21 protein-coding genes are annotated in these 22297 nt (G+C 66.9%); 8 read left to right on the top strand and 13 right to left on the bottom strand.

Annotation, left to right across the window (positions count from 1 at the left end; translation table 11 throughout):
- Nucleotides 1-89: 89 nt before the first annotated feature.
- Entirely contained in the window at nt 90-830 is a 741-nt protein-coding gene (locus IPI67_07035) for a M15 family metallopeptidase (protein ID MBK7579946.1), read from the top strand.
- A gap of 32 nt (nt 831-862) precedes the next feature.
- Here IPI67_07035 and IPI67_07030 read toward each other — a convergent pair whose 3' ends face one another.
- The 3 genes from IPI67_07030 to IPI67_07020 all read right to left on the bottom strand — a co-directional run bounded on the left by IPI67_07030 (nt 863) and on the right by IPI67_07020 (nt 5109).
- Entirely contained in the window at nt 863-3829 is a 2967-nt protein-coding gene (locus IPI67_07030) for a tetratricopeptide repeat protein (protein ID MBK7579945.1), read from the bottom strand.
- Between the two features lie 105 nt (nt 3830-3934).
- The gene (locus IPI67_07025) at nt 3935-4732 is read right to left on the bottom strand and encodes an inositol monophosphatase (GenBank protein ID MBK7579944.1); all 798 of its coding nucleotides are present in this window, start codon (nt 4730-4732) and stop codon (nt 3935-3937) included.
- Nucleotides 4711-5109, bottom strand: coding sequence for an SEC-C domain-containing protein (locus IPI67_07020; GenBank protein MBK7579943.1), 399 nt, complete (start codon nt 5107-5109; stop codon nt 4711-4713). The genes IPI67_07025 and IPI67_07020 overlap by 22 nt, the downstream gene beginning before the upstream one ends.
- Before the next feature lie 283 nt (nt 5110-5392).
- Between IPI67_07020 and IPI67_07015 the strand changes: the two genes are divergently transcribed.
- The 4 genes from IPI67_07015 to IPI67_07000 all read left to right on the top strand — a co-directional run bounded on the left by IPI67_07015 (nt 5393) and on the right by IPI67_07000 (nt 9179).
- A complete protein-coding gene (locus IPI67_07015; protein ID MBK7579942.1) occupies nt 5393-5656 on the top strand; it encodes a hypothetical protein in 264 nt (87 codons plus the stop codon).
- 53 nt (nt 5657-5709) lie between these two features.
- Nucleotides 5710-7023: an FAD-dependent oxidoreductase gene (locus IPI67_07010; protein ID MBK7579941.1), complete on the top strand. Its 1314-nt coding sequence runs from the start codon at nt 5710-5712 to the stop codon at nt 7021-7023.
- Nucleotides 7011-8294, top strand: coding sequence for an NAD-dependent dihydropyrimidine dehydrogenase subunit PreA (gene preA / locus IPI67_07005; GenBank protein MBK7579940.1), 1284 nt, complete (start codon nt 7011-7013; stop codon nt 8292-8294). Before IPI67_07010 ends, preA begins: the two co-directional genes overlap by 13 nt.
- Before the next feature lie 336 nt (nt 8295-8630).
- Complete coding sequence (locus IPI67_07000; protein MBK7579939.1) at nt 8631-9179, top strand: hypothetical protein; 549 nt, start codon at nt 8631-8633, stop codon at nt 9177-9179.
- A gap of 13 nt (nt 9180-9192) precedes the next feature.
- On the opposite strand, the gene IPI67_06995 is transcribed toward IPI67_07000, so the two are convergent.
- Complete coding sequence (locus IPI67_06995) at nt 9193-9936, bottom strand: hypothetical protein (protein ID MBK7579938.1); 744 nt, start codon at nt 9934-9936, stop codon at nt 9193-9195.
- Between the two features lie 150 nt (nt 9937-10086).
- On the opposite strand from IPI67_06995, the gene IPI67_06990 reads away from it, so the two are divergent.
- A complete protein-coding gene (locus tag IPI67_06990; protein MBK7579937.1) occupies nt 10087-12615 on the top strand; it encodes an alpha-galactosidase in 2529 nt (842 codons plus the stop codon).
- A gap of 45 nt (nt 12616-12660) precedes the next feature.
- Here the strand turns inward: IPI67_06990 and IPI67_06985 are convergent, their stop codons facing one another.
- The 3 genes from IPI67_06985 to IPI67_06975 all read right to left on the bottom strand — a co-directional run bounded on the left by IPI67_06985 (nt 12661) and on the right by IPI67_06975 (nt 15476).
- Nucleotides 12661-14406 carry a YhfC family intramembrane metalloprotease gene (locus tag IPI67_06985; GenBank protein MBK7579936.1) on the bottom strand — a complete coding sequence of 582 codons (1746 nt, stop codon included), beginning with the start codon at nt 14404-14406 and terminating at the stop codon, nt 12661-12663.
- Nucleotides 14407-14419: 13 nt separating this feature from the next.
- Nucleotides 14420-14881, bottom strand: coding sequence for a hypothetical protein (locus tag IPI67_06980; GenBank protein MBK7579935.1), 462 nt, complete (start codon nt 14879-14881; stop codon nt 14420-14422).
- Between the two features lie 82 nt (nt 14882-14963).
- Nucleotides 14964-15476, bottom strand: a complete 513-nt coding sequence (locus tag IPI67_06975; protein MBK7579934.1) for a hypothetical protein — start codon at nt 15474-15476, stop codon at nt 14964-14966.
- 84 nt (nt 15477-15560) lie between these two features.
- On the opposite strand from IPI67_06975, the gene IPI67_06970 reads away from it, so the two are divergent.
- Nucleotides 15561-16685, top strand: a complete 1125-nt coding sequence (locus IPI67_06970) for a hypothetical protein (protein MBK7579933.1) — start codon at nt 15561-15563, stop codon at nt 16683-16685.
- Nucleotides 16686-16688: 3 nt separating this feature from the next.
- On the opposite strand, the gene IPI67_06965 is transcribed toward IPI67_06970, so the two are convergent.
- The 3 genes from IPI67_06965 to IPI67_06955 all read right to left on the bottom strand — a co-directional run bounded on the left by IPI67_06965 (nt 16689) and on the right by IPI67_06955 (nt 18090).
- Nucleotides 16689-17189 (bottom strand): hypothetical protein, encoded by a 501-nt coding sequence (locus IPI67_06965; protein ID MBK7579932.1) that lies wholly within the window; start codon nt 17187-17189, stop codon nt 16689-16691.
- Between the two features lie 98 nt (nt 17190-17287).
- On the bottom strand, nt 17288-17749 hold the full coding sequence (locus IPI67_06960; protein ID MBK7579931.1) for an SRPBCC domain-containing protein: 462 nt from the start codon (nt 17747-17749) through the stop codon (nt 17288-17290).
- A complete protein-coding gene (locus IPI67_06955; GenBank protein ID MBK7579930.1) occupies nt 17746-18090 on the bottom strand; it encodes a helix-turn-helix transcriptional regulator in 345 nt (114 codons plus the stop codon). The genes IPI67_06960 and IPI67_06955 overlap by 4 nt, the downstream gene beginning before the upstream one ends.
- A gap of 82 nt (nt 18091-18172) precedes the next feature.
- Here IPI67_06955 and IPI67_06950 point away from each other — a divergent pair, with 82 nt between their 5' ends.
- The gene (locus tag IPI67_06950; GenBank protein ID MBK7579929.1) at nt 18173-18559 is read left to right on the top strand and encodes an SRPBCC domain-containing protein; all 387 of its coding nucleotides are present in this window, start codon (nt 18173-18175) and stop codon (nt 18557-18559) included.
- Nucleotides 18560-18563: 4 nt separating this feature from the next.
- Here the strand turns inward: IPI67_06950 and IPI67_06945 are convergent, their stop codons facing one another.
- The 3 genes from IPI67_06945 to IPI67_06935 all read right to left on the bottom strand — a co-directional run bounded on the left by IPI67_06945 (nt 18564) and on the right by IPI67_06935 (nt 22130).
- Nucleotides 18564-19595, bottom strand: a complete 1032-nt coding sequence (locus IPI67_06945; GenBank protein ID MBK7579928.1) for a hypothetical protein — start codon at nt 19593-19595, stop codon at nt 18564-18566.
- Between the two features lie 150 nt (nt 19596-19745).
- Complete coding sequence (locus tag IPI67_06940) at nt 19746-21110, bottom strand: collagen-like protein (GenBank protein ID MBK7579927.1); 1365 nt, start codon at nt 21108-21110, stop codon at nt 19746-19748.
- Between the two features lie 222 nt (nt 21111-21332).
- Nucleotides 21333-22130, bottom strand: a complete 798-nt coding sequence (locus IPI67_06935) for a nucleotide-binding protein (GenBank protein ID MBK7579926.1) — start codon at nt 22128-22130, stop codon at nt 21333-21335.
- Nucleotides 22131-22297 lie beyond the last annotated feature (167 nt).

Genomic DNA, 22297 nt, shown 5'->3' with positions numbered 1-22297 from the left:
CGTCTAGGCGGATTGAGGCGCATTGGGCCAAGAATTCGGACCAGATTTCCTGGGCCGACGGCGATCTTTTGCGCTAGGTGTTGCGGCCCATGTCGATCTTTCGCCGCCTCGCGTGCGGGGGCCTCGTGCTCACCGCGCTCGTCAGCGCACTACCGGAAACGGGGTGGGCCGGGGCGAAGAAGGGCGCTACCGCGCGCCGGGCCGAGGCGACGCGACGTGCGAGCGGCAAGAAGAAGTCCGGCAAGACGTGCAAGCGCGAGAAGCCCAGGTCGTTCTTGGTGCGGAAGAATTTCATGAAGAACGGCCAGCTCCGGCCGGCTGTGCACCAGAAGGCGCTGCGCTTCCGCGCGGAGCGCTACGGCTGGGTCGAAGGTGCGGGTCTGGACGCCTACGCCGAGCACAGCGCCATCTCACAGGCCGCGGAGACGACCTTCATGGGGCTGCGCATCCGCTTGCACAAGAAGGTCGTACCCAAGCTGCGCTGTGTCGAGCGCACCATTCGTACGAAATGCAGCGGTAAGGGCAGGCGCTACGTGCCCCGCGCCATCGGCGGCTTTCGCGAGGCGAACACCTATCGTGGGGGTGAGGTCTCCAACCACATGTTCGGGATCGCCATCGACATCGATCCCGATCGCAACCCGTGCTGCGGGTGCGTCGACCCGTGGCCCAGCCATCGCGCCTGCCAGGGGCAGAAGAAGAGCGTCTACGAAAAGACCGAGCTCACCTCGTGCTGGATCGGCGCGTTCGAGCAGCACGGGTTTCACTGGCTCGGTCACGACTCGCTCGAAGACACCATGCACTTCGAGTACCTTGGCGATCCAGATCGCTGAGGCTGGTTCGGCGCGTCGCGCGCTCGACGCTGTCACTCGCTGGTCATTGCCCGGGCGCGTGCGGCCGGATCGTTGGGATCGAGCTCCGCCGCCTTCTTCCAAGCCGCGGACGCCTGACTCTTGTCGCCGTTCTTCGAGTGCGCATCGCCCAACGTCACGAACGCCAGCGCGGACTTGGGATCGAGCTGAGTCGCTCGACTGCCCCACTGGACCGCGGCCTTGAAATGTCCCTGCTCGAGCAGCGCCCGAGCGATGCCGGCTGCCGCCACCCCACGCTCCGGTGACAGAACGAGGGCTCGCCGATACGCGCGCTCGGCCGCGGCGTTGTCCTGCTTTCGCGCGGCTTCCGTCCCGAGCTTCAGCTGGGCCTGGACCAGCTTCTCGCGCCCGGCCTGGTCCGAGACGGCGATGCCGTTGCCCAGCAGGAGGGGATCCGCGGCCTTCTCGAGATCACCCGACAATGCGAGGGCGTCGCCGAGCAAGAGTTGTGCGCCCGAGTCCTCGGGCTTCAGCTTCACGGCCTCGCGCGCCCATTGCACCGCGGCCTTTGCGTCCCGACGGCCCAGTAACACCCGCGCGAGGCCGGCGTGGGCCTCTTGGTTCTTGGGGTCGAAGCGAATCGCACGACAGTACGCGCCGGCTGCCGCGTCCATGTCGCCCCGGGCTAGCTCCTTGCGCGCGCCGCGAACCTGGTCGTAGGCAGCACCGGGGTAGACGCCGGGGCTCGGCGGCATGTTGCCGAGCAGCTTCTCGCAGGTCGGCGCCTGGGTCAGCGCGTCAGCTTCTTCCTGGGGTATCGCGGCGGGTTCCTGGATCGTGACCGGCGGCGGTTTGGCGATCATGGCTCGTTTGGTCGTGGAGTTCGGCGCGGCGCTCGCACTGGTCGCGGGTGCCAACTCCCGCACCACCATCGTGCTCGCCGGCTTCGGGCTCTCGCGCTTGTTCATCGCGAGCGCGACGACCAGGCCGACGACGAGCACGCCGACCAGGCCCGCAGCGCCGTAGCCCAAGGTGCCGAGGGCATTCTGGGACTTCCTCTTGCGTCGGCTCGCCGTCGAGAGCGGCGGCCTTTCGGAGCGTCGGCGATGGGGTCGCTCCTGCGCCGCCGGCATCGGCATGCTCGGTGGAATCGGCGGTGGCTCGGCGTCCGCCATGTTCAGCGCGACGTCCGGCGTCGTCATCAGGTTGGTCGTTGCCGGCTGCTCCGTTGGTTCGACGTGGACCCGACCGCTGGAGACCACCATCAGCGCGGCGAGTGCGACGGGCCCCGAGAGATCCCGCTGCTCCGGCAGCAGCACCTCGCCGCTGGCACCCACCACCAGTCCTTCCGACACGTCGATGCGCACGCGCAGGCGGGGATTCTGGATCGTGGCGCGCACGGCCGTGGTCGCCGCCGCAAGACCGCGGATCAAGCGCGCAGGGCCGGTGATCTCGAAGCGAGTGTCGAAGGCCGCGCGCGAGTCGGCCCGCTCGGCCAACGCACGCTCGGGCTCGGCCAGCGCCGAGAGTGTGCCCAGGATGCGCTCGATGGCGGGCACGGCGCGCTCCTCCGACCACACCTCTTCCCAGCGCACCACCAGGAGTGACGCCCAGCGCAGGCGTGTGTCGCGGCGCATGCGACGCATCAGCTCGTAGCCGTCGCCGTGGGCCTGCTGTTCACCGATCAAGAGCACCGCGGGGTCCATGGTGCGAATGCGGTGGAAGCGCACTTCACTCGGATCGAGATCGGTGACGACCACATCCACGCCACGTTCGCGGAGCTCCTGTGCCACGGCATCGGCGCGCGCAGCATCGTCATCGGCCAGCACGACGCGCAGGCCCTTGACGTCCACACGTTCATCGACAGGTCCATCGTCCAGCGAACCCAGGAGCTGCACGGTGCCCGCAGCTCGTTCGTCGAACTCGTATTGCAGCGGTTCGGCAGTGACGATGTGTTCCCTCACGCGCGCCACGAAGTCGTCGATGGTATCCGTCAACGCGCGGCCGCCGCCGAGCACGATGCGCACGGCCTGCGAGCCGTCGCCAGATGGACGCACACTCAGGATGCCCGTACGCAGCTCGTGCCCGAGCGCCTCGACCAGCTCTTGCAGCGTGGCTTCACCGATGTCGCCCAGGGTCTCCGTCTCGCGTTCGGGGATCTCCCGCGCCAAGGTCGCGATGCGCTCGGCCATCTCGTCCATGCTGGCGGAGCGGGGGATCACGGCCGCGGCGCCGTGACGAAAGGCGCGGAGCCGGGCCTCGAGCTCGGTGTTGTCGTCGAGGATCGCGACCGGAACCACGCTGCTCTGTGGGGACAGCGAGAGCGCCCTCAAGATGTGTTGACCCGAGTCTTGCGCGGCTTCGCCGGCGAGGACCACGAGGTCGGGGGCCAGATAGATGACGGCGTCGGAGACCTCTTGTGCGCGACAGCGGATCACCTGCACTCGATGGCGCGCGAGGGCCGGCTCGATGGCCGCGCCCAGAGTCTCTGGCGCACCGACCATGAGCACCGTGGGTTCGCCAGGACGCCCCTTTGGACGTTTCCGGGCGAGCTGGCTCATCCGAAACGCGCGCGAGTCGTCGCCGCGCGGCAGTTGACTCATGCGGAACGAGCGCGAGTCGTCGCGCCGCGAGTCGTCGCCGCGTGGCAATTGACTCATGCGGAACGCGCGCGAGTCGTCGCGTGGGATCGGAGGAGGGCCGTCACCGAACGGCGGCGGGGGACCCCGTTCGCGCAGCGGCGGCGATGCGGAGACCTTCGGAGGCGGAGAGCTCGGCTTTCTGGTCTCCACGCTCTGAGCCCCGCGGCGCCCATGCAAGGCGTCGCCCTCTGCCGGCAAGCGCGCGGCTTTCGGAAACACCGCCGTCGGATCTTCGTCCGAGAACGAGGCGCGATCCGGGCGCGGCGCCGGTTTTGGTTGGTGCGCAGCGGCGGGCAGCGGGACCTTGGGCGCGGGCACCGTCGGCCGATAGTGGTCCGATAGCGGCAGCGGCCCACGAGTGGGTTTGGATGACTCCATCGGGTCGTCGTCAGACCCGTCTTTCGAGCTACCACCCGGCATCGCGAGACCGAGAGGATCGCAGAGGTTGAGGACCGGGGCCAGATGACGGGAGCGCAACTGCGCTCAAGCGGGTTCGAGCACCCTGGCGGCGAGCGCCTCGTGGATGTGGCCGTTGCTGGCGATCATGTGTCCTTCTGCCAAGCGCGTCGGACCGCCGTTCAGGTGGGACAAGCGCCCACCCGCCGCCAGAACGATCGCCGATCCCGCCGCCAGATCCCATGGGTTCAGGCTGCGTTCCCAGTATCCGTCGTACGTCCCGTCAGCGACCCAGCACAGATCCATGGCTGCAGCGCCACAGCGCCGGACCCCCTGGCAAGCCTGCTTGACCCGAGTGAATGCTGCGAAGTTGTTGCCCGGCGCATGGCCGCGATCCCGCGGAAATCCCGTGGCGAGCAGCGACTGTTCGAGGGACCGGGTATCGCTGACGCTGCACCGCTCTCCGTTGCGGAGCGCCGGTCCGTCGCGGTGCCCGCTCCATTCGAGGCCGAGGGCTGGGGCCACCACCGCCCCCGCAACCGGAAGCTCCCCCTCGATCAGGCCGATGCTCACGCACCAGATCGGGTGACCGTGTGCGTAGTTCGTCGTGCCGTCGATGGGGTCGCAATACCAGACACACTCGCCGGCGCGGTTACCGCCCTCTTCTTCCCCGACCACTGCCAGGTCGGGAGTGAGCTCCGAGAGGCGTGCGCGGATCAACCGCTCCGACGCCAGGTCGAACTCGGTCACCAGATCGTGGATGCCCTTCTCCGCCACGTCCATGCGCCGGCGGAACCCGCTCAGCGCCACGGCTCCAGCCTCTCGCGCTACCGAGAGCGCAATCTGCTCCAGCTGTCCCGGTGTCACGCGGCTTTGCCGCAACACTTCTTGAACTTCTTGCCGCTGCCGCAGGTGCACGGATCGTTGCGCCCGATGCGCGGGCCTTCGTTCTTCACGGGCGGTCCGGCAATTTGCTCGGCGTCAGCAAACAACCACTTGCCTTCCCGCTTCTCGAACTTGGCGCGCTCACGGTGCTCGAGCGTGACGTTCTTGATCTTGTAACGAGCGACGAACTCGACCGTGCCCGTCTCGTCGCTCGGTCCGCCGGCGTCGGTCGCCAGCACCTCCAACCCGAGCCACTTGGCGCTCTTGCTCCACGCCTCCGTCTGCTCGCGGTCGACGTCCTTGCCGGCCTCCGGCGTGTGGGAGTTCAGAACGAAGTCCACCTCGCCCAGGGCATACGCCGCGTAGCGCGCTCGCATCAGCGCTTCGGCCGTGTCGGCGCCCTTCTCGCCCTTGATCACGGGCAAGCAGTGGGTTTCGGTGGACTCGCCAATTCCGCAGACACAAGGCACGGTCTCTCTCGCACTCCTCCCGGCTGACCGAGCAGCCGTGGCCGCCCAATGCCACCGATGCGGGCGCCGGACAAGGGCTGTCCCACGGCTCGCCGCGCAGGTCCCGAGCACACCAGCCGTCCCGGCCGGATTTTCGTCGGCGCGGCGGCTTTCTCGTGGTGTTATGCGCAAGAGTGCGGGAGGAAGACTGATGCCGAAGAGCCCCATCGAGATCCGCGTCCACGCGCGCGGCACGCTGCGCGACGAGCAGGCGGCCGAGGACCCGAGCGTGGTAGCCCGCTGTGATCTGTGCGGCGGCGAGGCTGACGCCGTTGCCTCGGTGTCGAGCAGCGGGGCCGCGGCATTTGCCTGCAAAGAGTGCCTGCGGGAGCGCCTCGAGCTGATCACCGTGGGGGTCTTCAGCTTCAAGGTGGCCGCCAAGAAGGGGCTGCCGTGGGGCAAGATCAGCGGATGATGGCGCAAATGTTTTTCGTCTATGCTGCGCGGATCTCCGACTAGGGAGGAATGATGTCGAAGCCGATACCGACCGAGCGGAGCGAGAGCGTCTTCAGCGACTTCAAGCACGAGTACGCGCCGCACCAGGCTGCGGTCGAGGCGAACCGATGCCTCTACTGCTCTGACGCGCCTTGTACCAAGGCCTGCCCCACGCACATCGACGTGCCGGAGTTCATCCGCAAGATCGCCACGGAGAACGTCAAGGGTTCGGCCCGCACCATCTTCGACGCGAACATCCTGGGCATGAGCTGCGCGCGGGTCTGCCCGGTCGAGGTCCTGTGTGTTGGCGACTGCGTCTACAACGCCATGGGTGTGCCGCCGATCCAGATCGGCAAGCTGCAGCGGTACGCCACCGACCAGGCCTACGAGAAGGGCTGGCGCTTCTTCGAAGCTGGCAAGCCGACCGGCAAGAGTGTGGGGCTGATCGGCGCAGGCCCGGCCTCCCTCGCGGCGGCCCACGAGCTTCGGCGTATGGGCCATGCCTGCACCATCTACGAAAAGCGAGAGGTCATCGGTGGCCTCAACACCACCGGTGTCGCCCCCTACAAAATGCGCGCAGATCGCTCGGTCGACGAGGCCGAGTGGGTGCTCGCCATCGGGGGCATCGACGTGAAAACCGGCGTCGAAATCGGCAAGTCGCACGCGTTCGAAGAGCTCGAGAAGAAACACGACGCCGTCTTCGTGGGTGTCGGGCTCGGTCCGGACACCCGCCTCGGGGTGCCAGGCGAAGAGCTGCCGGGTATCCACGGCGCCGTCGAGCTGATCGAACGCATGAAACTCGGCAAGCTGCCGCTGCAAGGCGTGAAACACGCGCTCGTGATCGGCGGCGGCAATACTGCAATCGATGGTGTGCGCGAGCTGATGGTGCTCGGTGTGCCGAACGTCACTCTCGTCTACCGTGGACAAGAGCCGAAGATGCCGGGGTACCGCCACGAGTGGAGCGCGGCGCGGGAGGCAGGGGTCTCCGCGTTGTTCCAGGCCGTGCCCGTCGCCTTCGAGGGCAGCGGCAAGGTCGAGCGCGCGCGGTGTGTGCGCATGGACGAAAACAAGAAGCCAATCGCGGGCAGTGAGTTCAACGTGGCTGCGGAGCTCGTGCTGATGGCCATCGGTCAGTCCACGCTCGGTGAGCAGCTTGCCTCACTCGGGCATCGAGATCAAAAAGGGTCGGGTCGTCACCGACGAACACGGTGCCACCGGGCGCAAGGGCTGGTACGCCGGCGGCGACTGTCGCAACGGTGGCAAAGAAGTCGTGAACGCCGCGGCCGAAGGCAAGGCCGCGGCGCAGGCCATTCACTCGCACTTGGGAGGCAAAAATGCCTGATCTGACCACGAACTGCGCGGGCATCCGCTCGCCGAATCCGTTCTGGCTCGCCTCGGCGCCGCCAGCCAACTCCGGCGGCCAGGTGCAGCGTGCGTTCGACGCGGGCTGGGGCGGCGCGGTGTGGAAGACGCTGGGGCAGCCGATTCAGAACGTGTCGAGCCGCTTCGGTGCCATCAACTACTCGGGCACGCGGGCCATCGGTTTCAACAACATCGAGCTCATCACCGACCGTTCGTTGGAGGTGAACTTCCGCGAGATCTACGAGACCAAGAAGAAGTTCCCGAAACACGCCGTGGTCGTCTCGCTGATGGTCGAGACGCAGGAAGAGTGGAAGGACATCATCAAGCGCTCGATCGACGCCGGCGCCGACGGCCTCGAGCTCAACTTTGGCTGCCCCCATGGCATGTGTGAGCGCGGCATGGGCTCCGCAGTCGGCCAGGAACCACTGGTCAACGAGCGCATCACCTCCTGGGCCGTCGAGTACTCGACGGTGCCGGTGCTCGTGAAGCTGACGCCCAACGTCTCGGATGTCTTGCCCCACGGCCTGGCGGCCCAGAAGGGCGGCGCGCACGGCGTCTCTCTGATCAACACCATCAAGAGCATCATCGCCGTCGACATCGACCGCTTCGTGCCGGAGCCGCGCGTCGGCTCCCTCAGCACCAACGGCGGCTACTGTGGCGCTGCGGTCAAACCCATCGCACTCCACATGCTCGCGCGCCTCACCCGCTCCGGCGAGTTCAAGATCCCGGTCAGCGGCATCGGCGGCATCACCAACTGGCGGGACGCGGTCGAGTTCATGCTGCTCGGCGCCTCGAGCGTGCAGGTCTGCACCGAGGTCATGCTCAAGGGCTACCGCATCGTCGAGGACATGATCGAAGGCCTCGACGAGTACATGGCCAGCCACGGCTTCGACACGCTGGATCAGCTGGTGGGGAAAGCTGTGCCGGCCTTCTCGGAGTGGGGAGATCTGGACCTCAACTACGAGACCATCGCCAAGATCGACGCCAAGAAGTGCATCGGCTGCCAGCTGTGTGTGGTGGCGTGTCACGACGGCGCGCATCAGTGCATTCACCAGTCCAAAGAGACGAACGGCGACGCCACGCGAGTGCCGGTCATCGACGAGAGTGAGTGTGTGGGCTGCAACCTGTGCAAGATCGTGTGCCCGGTGCCCGACTGCATCAGCATGGTGCCGGTCGACAACGGCTTCGCCCCGGCGACCTGGAACCAGCACGTCACCGAGGGGTTGCCGCTGCGGCCAAAAAAGGGCGCGCACTGAGCTTCGTGGTCCGGGGCTGCGAGGGCGCGCTCACGGACACCTGGCGCCCTTGCCACTGGAGCGCTGGTAGACTTTGAAATAGCTGCGGAAGTTCGCCGGTGACATCGGGTCGCACTCGATCGGCGCGGCCCCTACCACTCCGACGCGCGCGGTAGTACTGCGGATTCGATCCGTTGCTGCAGACGGAAGACCCGACCCAAGGAGCCCCTGAGCGAGCCGCTCGGGCGCGAATTTTGCTGGACCCAGTTGATCCCCATCAGCTCACCTTGCTCCGCTTTGCGACATACTTGAAGCCTGACCCTGCCTCGAATTCGGCTCACGCTGTGCCCGCACGGTTTGCCTGCGCATTCCGCGGTGCTCGAGCGCTGCACGGACCTCCTGCTCCGCTGCGGCGCAGATCTGCAACGCATTACCGAAGGTCGAGACTGGACCGTCGAACGGTTCACGAACCACATCCGCCGCATGCCGGCGGTGGCCGGCAACGGGATCGCGCCGCTCGTCCTGTTGACACGAACCAATCCCCTTGCGCTGGCCGTCCTGCAAACCCGGCGAGTGCTCGAGGAGGCGGTGCCCGGGCTGGCAAGAGCGTCGTGGATCATCTTCCATGACGAGCAGGCCGATCCCTTCTTCGTCGGCGCCGCATCCGAGCTGGGTTCCTTCGACGTTGCCTACGAACACGGGCCGATCTGGACCACCAGCTCCGAGCAACGATTCTTGATCCTCGGCACTCACGCAAAACATCTGGAGTTCGCAGCGGGGCGACTCGCAGAGTTCGAGGTCGGGTCAATGCCCGAGTCGGGTCTGCGCCGGATCGCTCCACGTGGTTCAGTGGTTGATGCTCGGCCGCCAATCGCGAGGCGCACCGGTACGGGTCTTGGGCGCTAGGCTCAACTGCATTTCATTTCAGGTTCTTGCACTTCACCGGCGTAGGCACGTGAGGTGGCGGATTCATGCATTCGCCCGGCACGCCGGGTGGTGCCGAAAGGGGTTTGGCGTGCGGCGCGGAGCCGTCCGGCACGGCCGGCAGCGGACGGTCTCGATAAACATCCCGCCAGGCCTGGCTCGTGCGCAGCGCCGGGACGTTCAGCGGCAACCCGAGGCGTTGCTGGATGTCCCGCAGCTGGGCGTCGGAGAGCCTGGCCAGCTCACCCACGAATGACCAGCCCATGATGCGGCGACACGCTCCGCACGAGACCAGGCGGAACCAGAGTCGATCCTGCTCGAGGGCGACGACTAGCGAGCGGCCTGGGTTCATTTCGCGCTCCGGCTCCACCCGGATCACCTCGGCGCCTGCGGGTGGCACACCATCGACGGTGTCGACCATGGCCGAGATCCCCACGACCTGACCTGAAGCGTCACACAGCTCGACGGAGCTTCCGCCCGCGTCGCTGACCGAGCAGCTGCCGCCGAGCTTGGCGAAAGCCGCGGGCAACTTGGACAGTCCCGCGTCGGATGGGTCGGCGTCGGGCGACCCCGAGGCGTCGAGCTCGGATGGATGTTCACTGGCCGTGTGGGTCGGCGCGACGCCGGCCTCCCCACTCACCGTGCGCGGGCTCTGCGGTTCCGTAGTCGGGCACGCGGTGACGAGCAGGGCCGGCAGGGCGGTCAGCGCCGCTCGCAGCAGGAAACGTCGTCGTCTCATCGGGAGAAGCTCAGCATGTCTCGCCGCTCATCGCCCGGGAAAAGACGCGCGTATCTCTGGGGCTCGGTTGAACCTGCTCGGCGATCTCGCGTAGATTCGCGGAAGCCAAAACCGGGCGAGCCCTCACGCTTGCTCCGAGAGAGGATGCCCATGCGCCGCGCGGCCCTGATCTTCACGCTGGCTCTGGCTGGTTGCGGGGAAGACGAGCGGCTCGACGTGGGCGTGCCTTCAGGCCGCCTCGATTTGCGGCCACGGCACAACGGCACATTCGATCTGCGAGAGTCGGGCGGCGCGATGCTCCTGCGCGGCGCGGTGGCCGAGGCTCAGGTCGAGCTCGGTGGAGCAGAGCACACCGTCACGACGCAGGGCTGCGCTGGGGAATGGGCGGTCGACGAGGCTGCGTTCGGCACCGCGCCCGAGTTCGCTCACCTGCGCGGGTTTCGCCGCCGCTGTGCGGACTCGGGGGTGGTGCTGGAATGGCGCCTCGGCTTCGACGCCGAGCGTGACATCGCCCTCAGTCTGCTGCGACTGACCAACGAAACCGGCGCGGAGCTGCGGGTCTTGCGGCTGTCTCCGCTGGTCAGCGCGGGGCCCGACGCGGGGCTCTTCGTCGGCGCCAACCCGGCGCGCCTGCGCATCCTCGACAATGGAGCGAACGTCGCGGCGGACGTCGACGTCAAGCTTCACTACCCGGACGAGGATCGCAACTCGCTGGTTGCGGCCGTCATCCCCATCGAGTCCCGCGGGAACGTCGTCAGTAACTGGAACCACGCGGTCTTGGATCTCGACAGCGGGCGTTCGTTCGTTGCCGGGGCGCTCGGCGTCGAGCGTTCATTTCCGACCCTGGGCACGCGTTACACCGAAGACGACGCGCCGAGGTTCGAGGGGCGCGCAGGCCTCGAGCTCTGGGCCGACAACGCCCTCGAGTTCACCGGCAAGCTCCTGTCCTCCGGAGAGTCCGTCGATTCCGAGCCGCTCTACCTGGACGCGTTTGCGGCGGATCCACAGACCGGCCTCGAGCGCTACGCCGATGCCATCGCTGCGTGGCAGGGTTTCACGGTCTGGACCCAGCGCGGCGCGGGGCGCCGTGTCCCGAATGGCTGGAACAGCTGGACCGGCTCCAGCGGCACCGGGGGTCTCGGGACCAACATCGACGAGACCAGCATGGGCGAAAATCTCGAGGTGATGGCCCGGGAGTTTGCGCCCTTCGGTGTCGACTACTTCCAGGTCGATGACGGTTATCAGCTCGCGGACGGTGACTGGTTCCCACGCACAGATCGTTTCCCCTCGGGCATGCCCGCGTGGTCCGCGCGCGTGAAGAGCAAGGGGCTGATCCCAGGGCTCTGGATCAGCGCGTTCACTGTGGCTCTCGACTCGACCCTCGCCGCCGAGCGCCCGGAGCTGCTGGCCAAACCCGAGGACAACGTGGTGGGTGCGCTGCTCTCGCCGGGTTCCGGCAAACGCGTGCTCGATCTCTCGAACCCGGCCAGCGTCGAGTGGCTCAACCAGACCCTGCACCGTTACAAAGACGACTGGGGCATGGGCTGGGTGAAGCTCGACTTTGCTTATCAAGCGCTGCCCTACGTCCCCCGCAACAGCCCGAAGCTGACCAGCATCGAGGTGTACAAACGCGCCATCCGCGAGGTGCGCGAGGTGCTCGGTGACGACGTCTTTTACATGGGCATCGCACTGATGGGGGTGAACTACGGAGTGGTCGACTCGATGCGGGTGACCCTGGATACCGGTCCAAGCTGGGAAGAGAGCGATCCGTTTGCGCTGCTGGGTGATGGTGGCAATTTCAAGTCGTCGGTGAAGAGCGCGGCGCGGCGTTACTGGTTGCACAATCGCGTCTGGGTCACCCACAACGACCTGCTGTTCTTCCGGACCGACACGGGCCACCCGGAGCCGCTCGTGACGCTCGACGAAGCCATCACGCTCAGCTCGTTCATCGGGCTCACGGGCTCCATTGTGAAGTTCGGCGAGGATCTGCGCGGGCTCTCACCGGAACAGATCCAGGTGTGGCGCAAGCTGCTGCCCATCTACCCGGCCTCAGCGCGTCCGCTCGACCTGTTCACGCGGATGTACCCGGAACAGTGGTTGCTCCCTGTCGAGGGCACACTGGCCGGCTCCGATGCCCGCTGGTGGGTACTGGGTCTCCTGAACTGGGGAAGAAATTTCGATTACACGAGCGACGGCACACCCACGAAGATGCCGGACGCCGCGCGACCGAACAGCGTTCCCCTCACGAACCTCGGGCTGTCACCCGAGCGCGAGTATCTCGCCAGCGAGTTCTGGGGAGAGAAGTTCCTGGGCACGGTGAAGGGCACGCTTCAAGTCGAGGTCGCTGCACACGGACACGCGCTGGTCGCCCTTCGAGAGAAGACGGGTCACCCTCAGTTTCTCGGACACAACCGGCACTTCACTCAGGGCGCGACGGATCTGGTCTCGGAGAGCTGGGACGCATCGGAGCGCAGCCTGACCTTGGTCTTCGATGTGGATCAGGGTGAGGCGGGCGCGGTGCCGTTCGAGTACCGGTTCCGGGTGTTTGCGCCGACCGGCGACGTCCTGACCCAGTCGGAGGTCGGTGATGCCGTCGTCACCCGAGCCGGAGAAGTGCTGACCATCCGGCTCACCCCGAAGAAGTCACAGCGTGTCAGCCTGAAGCTGTTTTTTGCTTGATGGGATCGCGGGCCCGGGGCTCAGAGTCACGCCCGCTGGTTCACATCACTTGGCGCTGTCGAGCCTGGGCATCCCGGCAAAGCCGCGCTGGTCGTGCGCGGGCACGAGCACGAGCTCGGGGAAGCGCGCCGCGATCGCCGACATTCTGGACAGGGTTTCGCGGACGCGGCTTGCGTCGGAGTCCGCGAGCGTCCGCTGGAGCCAGGGTCGTTCCTCACGCAGCGAGATCCCCTCGAGCTGCCACACCAGATCCCCAACCAGCGCGTAGCGCCTGCCCTCAGGCAGCGTCAGGAACACAATCACTGAGCCCGGCGTATGACCCGGTGCGGGCACCACCACGATGGCGCCGTCGCCGTAGACATCGTGGCTGCGGGGAAAGCCCAGGTAGGCGCCGCGCTCGAAGTCATACTCCTCGTACCGGACCCCGCTGAAGCTGCGCGCGAGCGCGGAGATCCAGCCTCCCTCTTGGATGAATCGCCGCTCCTCCGCGGTGACCCACACGGGTGTGCCCGGAAAGTCCGGGATGCCACTCACGTGATCCCAGTGCGCGTGGGTGATGAGGATCGCACGCAGAGATTTCTTGTCGTAGCCCGCGTCGGCGAGTTGGTCGGCGGCGGGGCGCTCGCGCACATGAAGCGTGATCGCCCGGAACCAGGCCGGCATCGTGCGAAGGTGCGCGTCGGCGTTACGCCCGAGTCCCGTGTCGACGAGCAGATCGCCGCGCGGATGTTTGACCAGCACCGCGGTCATCGCGAACTCGCGTTTGTCGCCGAAGGACCCGCCGCGATAGGCGAACGCGGCGTTACGATGTGTGGTCCCGGTAGGCAGTTGGTGGATGGTCATGCCCACCGGCGGCGACGCGGGCGGCGCGGGGCCAGTCAGCGGCGCAGGGACGGGCAGGGGCGCGGCGCGAAAGGTGTTGGCGAAAAGCAGTGCAACCACGACCGTCAAGGTCAGGGCAAGCGCCTTCTTCGGGTGTTTCAAGCTCCCGCCGTGGGCGCGCCCGTGCTCGCCGTCGTCTCGCAACGTGATGCTCACCATCAACATGCCCGCAGCCGCGGCCGTGATCAGGGCGTAGAGCCAGAAGAGTCCCATCTCGCCCGCGTAGACCACGGGCGCATCGAGGGCTGCGTGCAGCACGATCGCCAAGGCGAGGTAACCGAGGCGTCGCCGGGTCACGGCGCGCATCACCAGCACGTTGGCACCGATGTGGAACGTGATCGCACACACCCGTTCCCAGCCAGCCAGGACCGGGTGAAACCAAGGTGCCGCCCAGTAGGTGCGAGCCGCGTGACGCAAGACCGCCTGATCGTCCACTGGCAAGCCGAGGGCGGCCGCGTAGGGCGCGATCAGGACGTTGAGCAAGGTGGTGAGGGCGAGCAGGCCGAAGATGATGGATTCGACCCCGCCGTGGCCGGCACCGAGCTGCAGAGCGCTGGGCCAGCCGCGGTCCTTCACCACCCAGCGCAGCGCCGCGTAGCGAGCGAGCTCTTCACACAAGCCCGCCGACAGACCGGCGGTGAGCCCCACGATCGGCAGCGGCAGGAGGGCCACCCCGCGCGGCGGGCCGAGCAGTCCGAGCGCGAAGTTCAACGGCAGATGCACGAGCTGAGACGCCACGAACGTGGCGCCGCCGATCCAGAACAGAGCCAGGCGTGGGCCGACGCGCTTTCGAAGCTGGAAGCCGAGCACCAGCGGGAAGAGCAGCATCAGCGGGTACTGCACCAGCAGCGCCGCAAACAGATTCGTGTACGCGATCTGGATCGGCGCCGCAGTCAATGGACTCCCCACCTCCACCTCGCTTCTAGATCTGATCTTTCCAGGGTTTGATCCAGAAGCCCGTGAGTTTGCCCTGGGTGTCGAGCACGACCCGCACTTCGTTGGGCGCTTCGGATTTTTCGAAGCTGCCCTTGAAGCGGTAGACCTCGAACTTTCCGTCCTTCGAGCGGACCGTCTCGACGTAGGTCATCGACTTGAAGTTGCCGAGGTCCTTCTCGAGCGCCTTGTCCGACACCCGCTGCGCGTCCTCTTCGTTGTGGGCCCTGCGGAAACCGGGCGCGGCCTCTTCGCCGAGCAGCGGGTATTCGTCCTTGGCCCAGGCGCTCAGGATCTTGGTGCCCATTTCCTCGGCGCTGTGTTTCCGCGCTGCGTCGACCTGCTCCTCCGGGAGTTTGTCGAAGCCGCGTTTGCCGCAGCCGGCGCTGAAGAGAGCGGCTGCGAGCACCAAGCCCAGGGTCGACGCGCGGAGGCGGATGGAGTGGAGCATGAGTTTCCTTTTCATACGCTGCCTGCCCGGACGCCGGCGACGCCAAACGAACCCAACAACGACCGACAACATGCGATCGACCTCACGCCGCGGGCGGGTCGATGCAGTGGAACTCGCGCTCCTTGCCGCCAATGCCAATACACATCTGACCGTTGACACACACGGAGCCCAGGCAGCCGCACTCGGGTTTCGAGCTGCAACCGCCTGCGTCTTCGCAGTGATACGTGGGCGCAGGTGGGGGCTCACAACAACACGGATAGCCGATGCCACCGCACTGGCTCTCGGTCTGCCCTGGTGGGCAAGCGTCGCCACCATCCCCCTGCTTCGCGGTGCAAGCGGGCGCGATTTCGTCCACGATGCAGACCGACGTCGCGTTGCACTCGAGCGACGTGCCACACGGGGTCGTGCTCGCGCCTCCGCCGCTGCCCGCGGCGCCGCCGGTCGAGCTGCCGCCGGTCGAGCTGCCACCGGTCGAGCTGCCGCCGGTCGAGCTGCCGCCGGTCGAGGTGCCACCGCTGCCGCCGCCTTCACTGTCGCCACCGCAGCCATACGCGAGCGCGGCCGCAAGAACCAACACCGACCCGAGCACCCTCATCGGACGAGCAGGATAGTTCGCGGTCCGGTTTTTCGCCAGCGAGCCGTGAGTCGCCTGTGCACGTGTGCGTGGTACCCTTGGGCCGTGCGCCCCTCCCTCGTGTTTTGTTTGATCCTGTGTGCCACCGCCTGCGGCTCGGCGGACGAAGACACTGCGCCCGGCACTGGCGGCGCAGCGAGCGGAGGAAGCGCGGGCATCGGCGGCGTCTCGGCGGGTGGCGGAGGCAGTGCGGGCACCCCCAGTGGTGGCGCTTCGGGCAGCGGCGGTAGTGCAGGCTCGACTCCCGACGCCTCGGTGGGCGGCGGCACCGGGGGCGGCGCTGGGAGCGGTGGCAGCTCCGCGACGGGCGGCACCGGGGGTGGAGCAGCGGGCAGCGGCGGTACCGGCGGCGGCTCCGCCACGCACAAGACCTCACTCAAGATCTGCTGGACGGATCCCACCTGCCCGCGGGTGTTCGCGATCGCGCACGGCGGCGCGTGGAGCCTGACCGGTGCTCCCTACGACTCGAACGCCGCCATCGCCGCCGCGTACGCGGCCGACGTGGACGGTGTGAAGATCGACGTGCGGGTCAGCAAGGACAACGTGCCGGTGATCGCCCACTCGAGCCCGATCGAGATCTTCGAGTCCATCGACTGCTACGGCAAGAAGATCGAGGAAATGACCGCCGCTCAGATCACCGGGTGTCACCGCCTACCGTCGACGACCGAGACCTTCCAGCGTCTCGACGACGTGCTGAAATACCTGAAAGGCAAGATGGTGGTTCAGCTCACCGTGAAGCTGAGCAAGGACTACGCACGCACCATCACCGAAGTGCACACGCAGGGCGCCGAGGACTACGCGTTCCTCGAGATCTCGACGTCCGACCTCCAGACGTTGATCCCCACCATCCCCGGCGCGGACAGCATTTACTACTTGATCGAGATCGGCTCGAACCTCACCGAGGTCGACACGTTGATCAACACCATCAAGAACCCCCGCGCGTTCATGTACGAATTCGATCCGACGGTCGACGTCTCGACGCTCACACCTTCCAAGCTGCACCCAGCCGGTGTCCGCTCGTTCACCTACACCAAGGCTGCGGCGCCCTCGGTGGCGGAGCTCGAGGCTCTGTTCAAGGGTGGCTTCGACGTCGTTTCGTCGCAGGGCGCGGCCAACGGCGTGGCCGCGCGCAAGGCCGTGAACCAGGCGAAGGGTGTCTCTCCGCCCTGAGGCTCAGCGCAAGAGCTGCCAAACTACGACGCCAGCGCCGGTGAAGAGCACCACGGCGACAGCCAAGAACACCAGGACGGACTTGCTGCCCTCGCTCTGTTCCCGCGCCTCATCCGCCTCGAACGCCTCCAGCTTTTTGCCCAGCTCCGCGACCGCCCGCTCCGCGACCGGATCGCCGGGCGCAAGCACACGCAGCTTCATGCGTACGGCCTCGATGCGCCGGACGGCCGCGTGGGGTGTCTGGTCGGCGTAGCTCTTGGGGTCGGCGAGATGGCTGGCTCGGAGCGCGGCGTCGATCAGGACGTCCCGGTCGTCGGGAAGCGGACCATTGGCGAGCAATCGGGCGCGCGCCGGGTCGTCCTTCGCCGCACTGATGGCGACATGCAGCTCCGCGATCACTTCCGCCTCCGCCTCGGGCGACTCGAGGCGTCCGACCAGCGTCCCGCAGAAGTGACAGATCCGCCCCCGCGCTTCGGACCCGCAGACCTTGCAGCTGTCTTCCATGACTAGGCTCCGACCCAGTGCGGCGGTGTCGTCGACTCCGCGGCACAGATTCAACTCAGCAGAGCCCAAACGAATCGGTGGGTCGAGTCAGAAATGCGTCAGCCCCCGCCGACCAGCGTCTCCAAACCGTCCAGACAGCCGAACCACCCGTGCTCATGCTGCACCCGCGCTTCGTGGCTGGTGATGCGTTCGTGAGTGATGATCACCTCGGTACCGTCGGCGCTGCGCTCCTCGAACTGAACGGTGACGCGCTCGCTGCTCGGGGCATCCCCCAGGCCCCAGGTGTAGACGAGCTTTTTGGGTGCCTCGATCTGCTCGAACACGCCGTGAATCCACATCACCCTGCCGTCGGGGAAGCGGTTGGCAATGCGATAGCTGCCGCCGACGCGGAGGTCGACCTCCGCCTCGGGGCAGGTCACCTGGCCCGGCCCCCACCACTTCTGGAGCAGCTCGGCCCGCGTCCACGCCTCGAAGACCCGCTTGGGAGGCGCGCTGAGCGTGCGCCGCACGACCAGGGTCAGAGCTTCGACCTCGGCTGACGATGATCTCGTTTCGGTCACTTGTCTTCTCCCTCCAGGTACTGCGCCAAGGCGTCGAGGTTCTGCTGCCAGAACCCCCGGTAGTAGTCGAGCCACGCCTCCGCGTCGGCCAACGGCGCCGCGTTCAGCGAGCAGCGATGTACGCGTCCGTCGATGTTCCGCTCCACCAGGCCCGCACGCTCCAGCACCTTCAGGTGCTTCGACACCGCCGGCAGCGACATGTCGAAAGGCTCGGCTAGATCGGTGATCTTGGCGGGGCCACTCGCCAACCGCGCGAGCAGCGCGCGGCGCGTGTGATCCGAGAGCGCGCCGAACACCTGGTCCAGCTGGCGGCTGGCGCGAATGTCGGCCCTTGACGGCATCGGGAGATAAAAGTAAACCATTTGGTTAACAATTGCAACGGCCGACCGAATCGGCCGTTCGAACCCAGAAGAACGAGGCCCAATGTCCGAATCGATCCACCAAGAAATCGTCTTCGACGCCGCCCCCGCGCGAATCTTCGACGCACTCATGCAGAGCGAGCTGCATGCGGCCTTCACCGGCGGACCGGCGGACATCGGGGTCGAACCCGGGTCCCCTTTCTCGTGTCACGGCGGCATGATCCTCGGGCGGACGCTGGAGCTGGTGAAGGATCAGCGCATCGTTCAGGCGTGGCGCGTCAAACAGTGGCCCGAGGGTGTGTACTCGCTGGTCAAGCTCGACCTCGTTGCCGAAGGCGGCAAGACTCGCCTGGTGATGGATCACACCGGTGTCCCGGCCGACGCGCGGGAGCACCTCGACGCGGGCTGGCACGCCCGCTACTGGGAGCCGCTGAAGAAGTACCTGGCCTGAGGCCTCAGGGTCGGCACACCCCGAGCCAGCTCGGGCTCGAGTACGCCACACACTTCTCGCCGCTCGGGCAGCCTCCGTTGCCGGGGGTTCCGCCGGACACGCCGGCATCGGGCCCGCCGCTCGCGGTTGCCTTGCACAGCCAGCGACACACGCCGCTGCCACTCGCGAAATCACACTGCTGAGAGCTCTGGCAGTCGTTCAGGAATTTACACGGCAGACCGAGGGTCGAGCCAGCGTCGATTGTGTAGTTGGGAAAGCTGCACTTCAGCTTGCCGCCGGAGCCGACGTGGCAGTCCGACTCCGGGCCCGAGGGGCAATCCTTCGTCCACGGCGTGCACGAGGCCGAGAAAGTGCACACTTGCACGAACGCCGACGAACCGTAGTTGATCGTCATGTCACAAGCGCCGCTCGACCCGCACAGCTGAGCTTCGAGGTTCGGGCAGCACGGTCGCGTACACTTCGACAGCGCGCAGCTCAGGGGCGCCTGACAGTCCTTGTGCGAGCTGCAGCTCTCGCCGAGCTTCTTCGCACCATTGCCCAGATCGAGGCATGAGCTCTGATAGGTCCCGCCGTCCAATGCCTCGATCCTGCAGGTGAGGCCGGCCGCGCAGTCCTGTTTGACCAGATCACAGGCGCCAGTGACGTTGGTCGCGGTGCCCGGCGCACACACGCCGCCCGCGTCGCCTGCTGCGCCCCCACTGCCGGACGAGCCTCCTGTGCCACCGCCACCGCCACCCGGCGCGGTCCCACCGGCTCCGCCGCCGCTCACGCCGCCGCCACCGGAAGAACCTCCGCTACCACCGGCCCCCGAGGCGCCGCCAGTCCCCGCGCTGCCATCGCCGCCGGCGTCGCCGCACTGGCAGACGCCGTACCCTGTGCCATCTGCGCGGCACACCTGATACCCGGTTCCATTCAGGCACGCACAGGTCACCTGTCGACCGGACTCACACACGGTGGAGCTGTCGTCCGACGAGCCACAGCGCATGATGCCGAGGGCGAGGGTGAAGAGGACGAGCGCGCGCACGACGTATCTCACGCTTCGAGGCTACGGCTTCTTCCTCCCCAATGGAACCGTGGCGGGACGGGCCATGCGTCGCGGAGCCGGAATGCCGAGAGTCCGGTCACAAAACGCCAGCGGGGCCGCAGAAACCTGCGACCCCGCGAAGCGTTCGGCGATTGTGCGTTGTTACGGGCGTGTTGGGTAGGTCGTGTTCGTGCCGCCGACGCCCACGATCGAGTCGAAGATCAGCTGGCGGCTGTACTTCGGGTTGTGGATGCCGCTGGCGCTACCGCGGGCGAGGAGCAGGTAGTTGTAGAGCGCGCCTGCTTCGTCGCCGGTGAGGCCGCTGCTGCCCGAGCGAACCTTGTCCAGCTTGAACTCCCGGTCCGCCAGCTCGGTAGCGGTCAGCACCGCGTACGGTGCTGCCTCGCTGCGGGTCAGCCAGCCCTTGGTGTTGAGCGCCACTCGTAGCTCCTGAATGCCGTCTTCCATCTTCTTGAGCGCGCCGTTGCCGAAGGCGTCGAAGCTGGTGGCGGTCGTGTGGCAGCCGGTCTGTTTGCACGAGCTGAGCTGCGGGTAGAACGAGTGGTTGCCGATGTTCTGGTTCGACGCGACCGGCGACATGTGACAGTTGATGCAGCCGTTGGCGAAACCCTGGTGCACGGAGTTGTCGTACGTCAGACCCGTGTAGTGGTAGCCACCCTTGCCGGTGAAGATGTCGGACTGCGGTCCCTCGTGGGGTCCCCAGTACGCGCTGGTCAGGTTGTTGCCGGTCGCCTTGACGTAGTTCGTCACGTCCTTGCGCGACTTGTGACACCAGACACAGGCATTGCCCTTGCCGTACTTGCCGGCAGCCGTGCCGTCGGAAGTACCCACCGCCGAGGACTTCTCGATGGTGCCCTCGTCGCTCGCGCCCGTGGGAACCCGCAGCGCAAACGTCCCAGCCTGATACAGCCCACCGTTGATGTGCGGATCGTTGGCGGCGGTGACCGAGTGACAGGTGATGCAGCCGACCTGCGCGACCTTCGCCTGGCCACCGTAGTTGGCTTCGCCGATGGCGCTGCTGGTGCTGTTCTTGTAGTTGAGCTGACCCTTGGCAACGCCGGTCGGGCCTGCGGTGCCGCTGTACTTCACGTTGCCAGCGACGCGCTGTTCGATTCCATCGACTGCGTGGCAGTTGCCGCAGGCCGAAGCTCCCGTCCAGGTGGCGACTTCTTCACCACCGAGGTTGGAGATGTACGTGGAGTAGTGAGTGCTCGTCTTCCACTGCTCCACGATGCCCGTGAAGCCGTGACACGGTGAAAGGCAACCGGTGACGAGGCCGCCTTCGGGCACGCCGCCGTCCGCGCCGGTGCCTGCGGGTCCTTCCGGTCCGGCTGGTCCAGTCGGGCCAGCGGGTCCTGCTGGGCCAGTCGGTCCTGCCGCGGTGCCTGCGGGGCCTGCGGTTCCCGCGGGACCCGCCTTGCCATCAGCGCCGTCACTGCCGGAGCAAGCCGCAACCAATAAGCCCAGTGCTCCCAATAGTACGATGCCGCAACTGGTCGTCTTCATAATTACCTCCGATGCAAGTGCCTCGGCTGAGGCGGGAATTCATGTCGAAGGGCGCGAAGGCCCGAATCGTGTACGCGATAGGCACACGGACGACTTCGGCACCCTAACCCAATGATTTCCGGCCCAAAAGTGCAATGTTTGCAGAAGTTGCCTCGTCGCAGAATTTGCGCGGGCGCGAGGTTCGAGTTGTCGGTCGGCACTCCTGAAGAGCCCCCGTCCCCGCTACTTCTCTTTCTGCATCCGCTCCGCCTCGAGCAGCACCTTGAACCGGTAGCCGCTGCCGAGATCCTTGTCCGTCGCAACTTTGCCCTGGACGAGGACCGTTTCGCCGAGCTTGGGAGCCTGATCAGGCGGCAGCGTCACCGTGAGGTCGTGGGTCTTTGCCTCGGCCGTGCCGCTTCCATCCTGAAGGTGGATCCAGTTCTTGCCCAAGATCGCCGGCATGGCTTTGACCACCACGCCGCGCACGGACACGGTCTGGCCCGCGAGCTTCGCAGCCTGCGCGATGACCTCCGCCACGCGCTTGCCGTCCGCTCCAGGAGCCTTCTTGACGTGAATGTCTCGCGCCGGTTGCTCCGGCGCAGGGGTCGCGTGCGGTGTCGCCGAGTCCGACGCTCCGGCGGACGGCAACGCGGGACGTGGTGCGCCGCTCAACGTGCCGAAGTAGACCCGGTCGAAGTCTCGTTTCAGCGCGGCGCTGTGATAGCCCTGCATGAGCATCGCCTGCTCGACCGTCACCTTCTGGCCGACCTCCACGTTTGCGGTCGGGACGGCCGCCCACTCCTTGGCGCTGCCGGTATCGAGCAGCAGGTACGTGTACATCGGATGCGAAAGCTTCTCGACGATGGTGCCGCTGATTGTGATTGGCGTCGCCCCGACGGCCGGCCGTGGCACCTCGCTGTAGCTCGCGGCGGGGGCGGCCGAAGAGGCCGGTTCTGCGCTGGCTTCTGGGGTTTTTTTGTCCACGCACCCGGCCAATGCGAGCGCGACACCGAGCGGGAGCAAGCGGATGCGAGTCATTGCCGCCCAGCCTAGTCCCCGCACCGGCGAACGCCAGGCGTCAGTGCAGGTTTTGCGCGACGGGGAGCCCGCTGCCGTCGCAGCGACGCGGCGGAGAACGCCCGGCAGCGTTTCACCTCCGGCGCTTCGACGCCCAGCTTACCCCACGCACTCCGAGCAGCACGACG

The organism is Myxococcales bacterium, assembly GCA_016706225.1.
GTDB lineage: Bacteria > Myxococcota_A > Polyangia > Polyangiales > Polyangiaceae > JADJKB01.
Note: the sequence above shows the minus strand (reverse complement) of the source record. Positions and strands in the feature narration are given on the sequence as shown.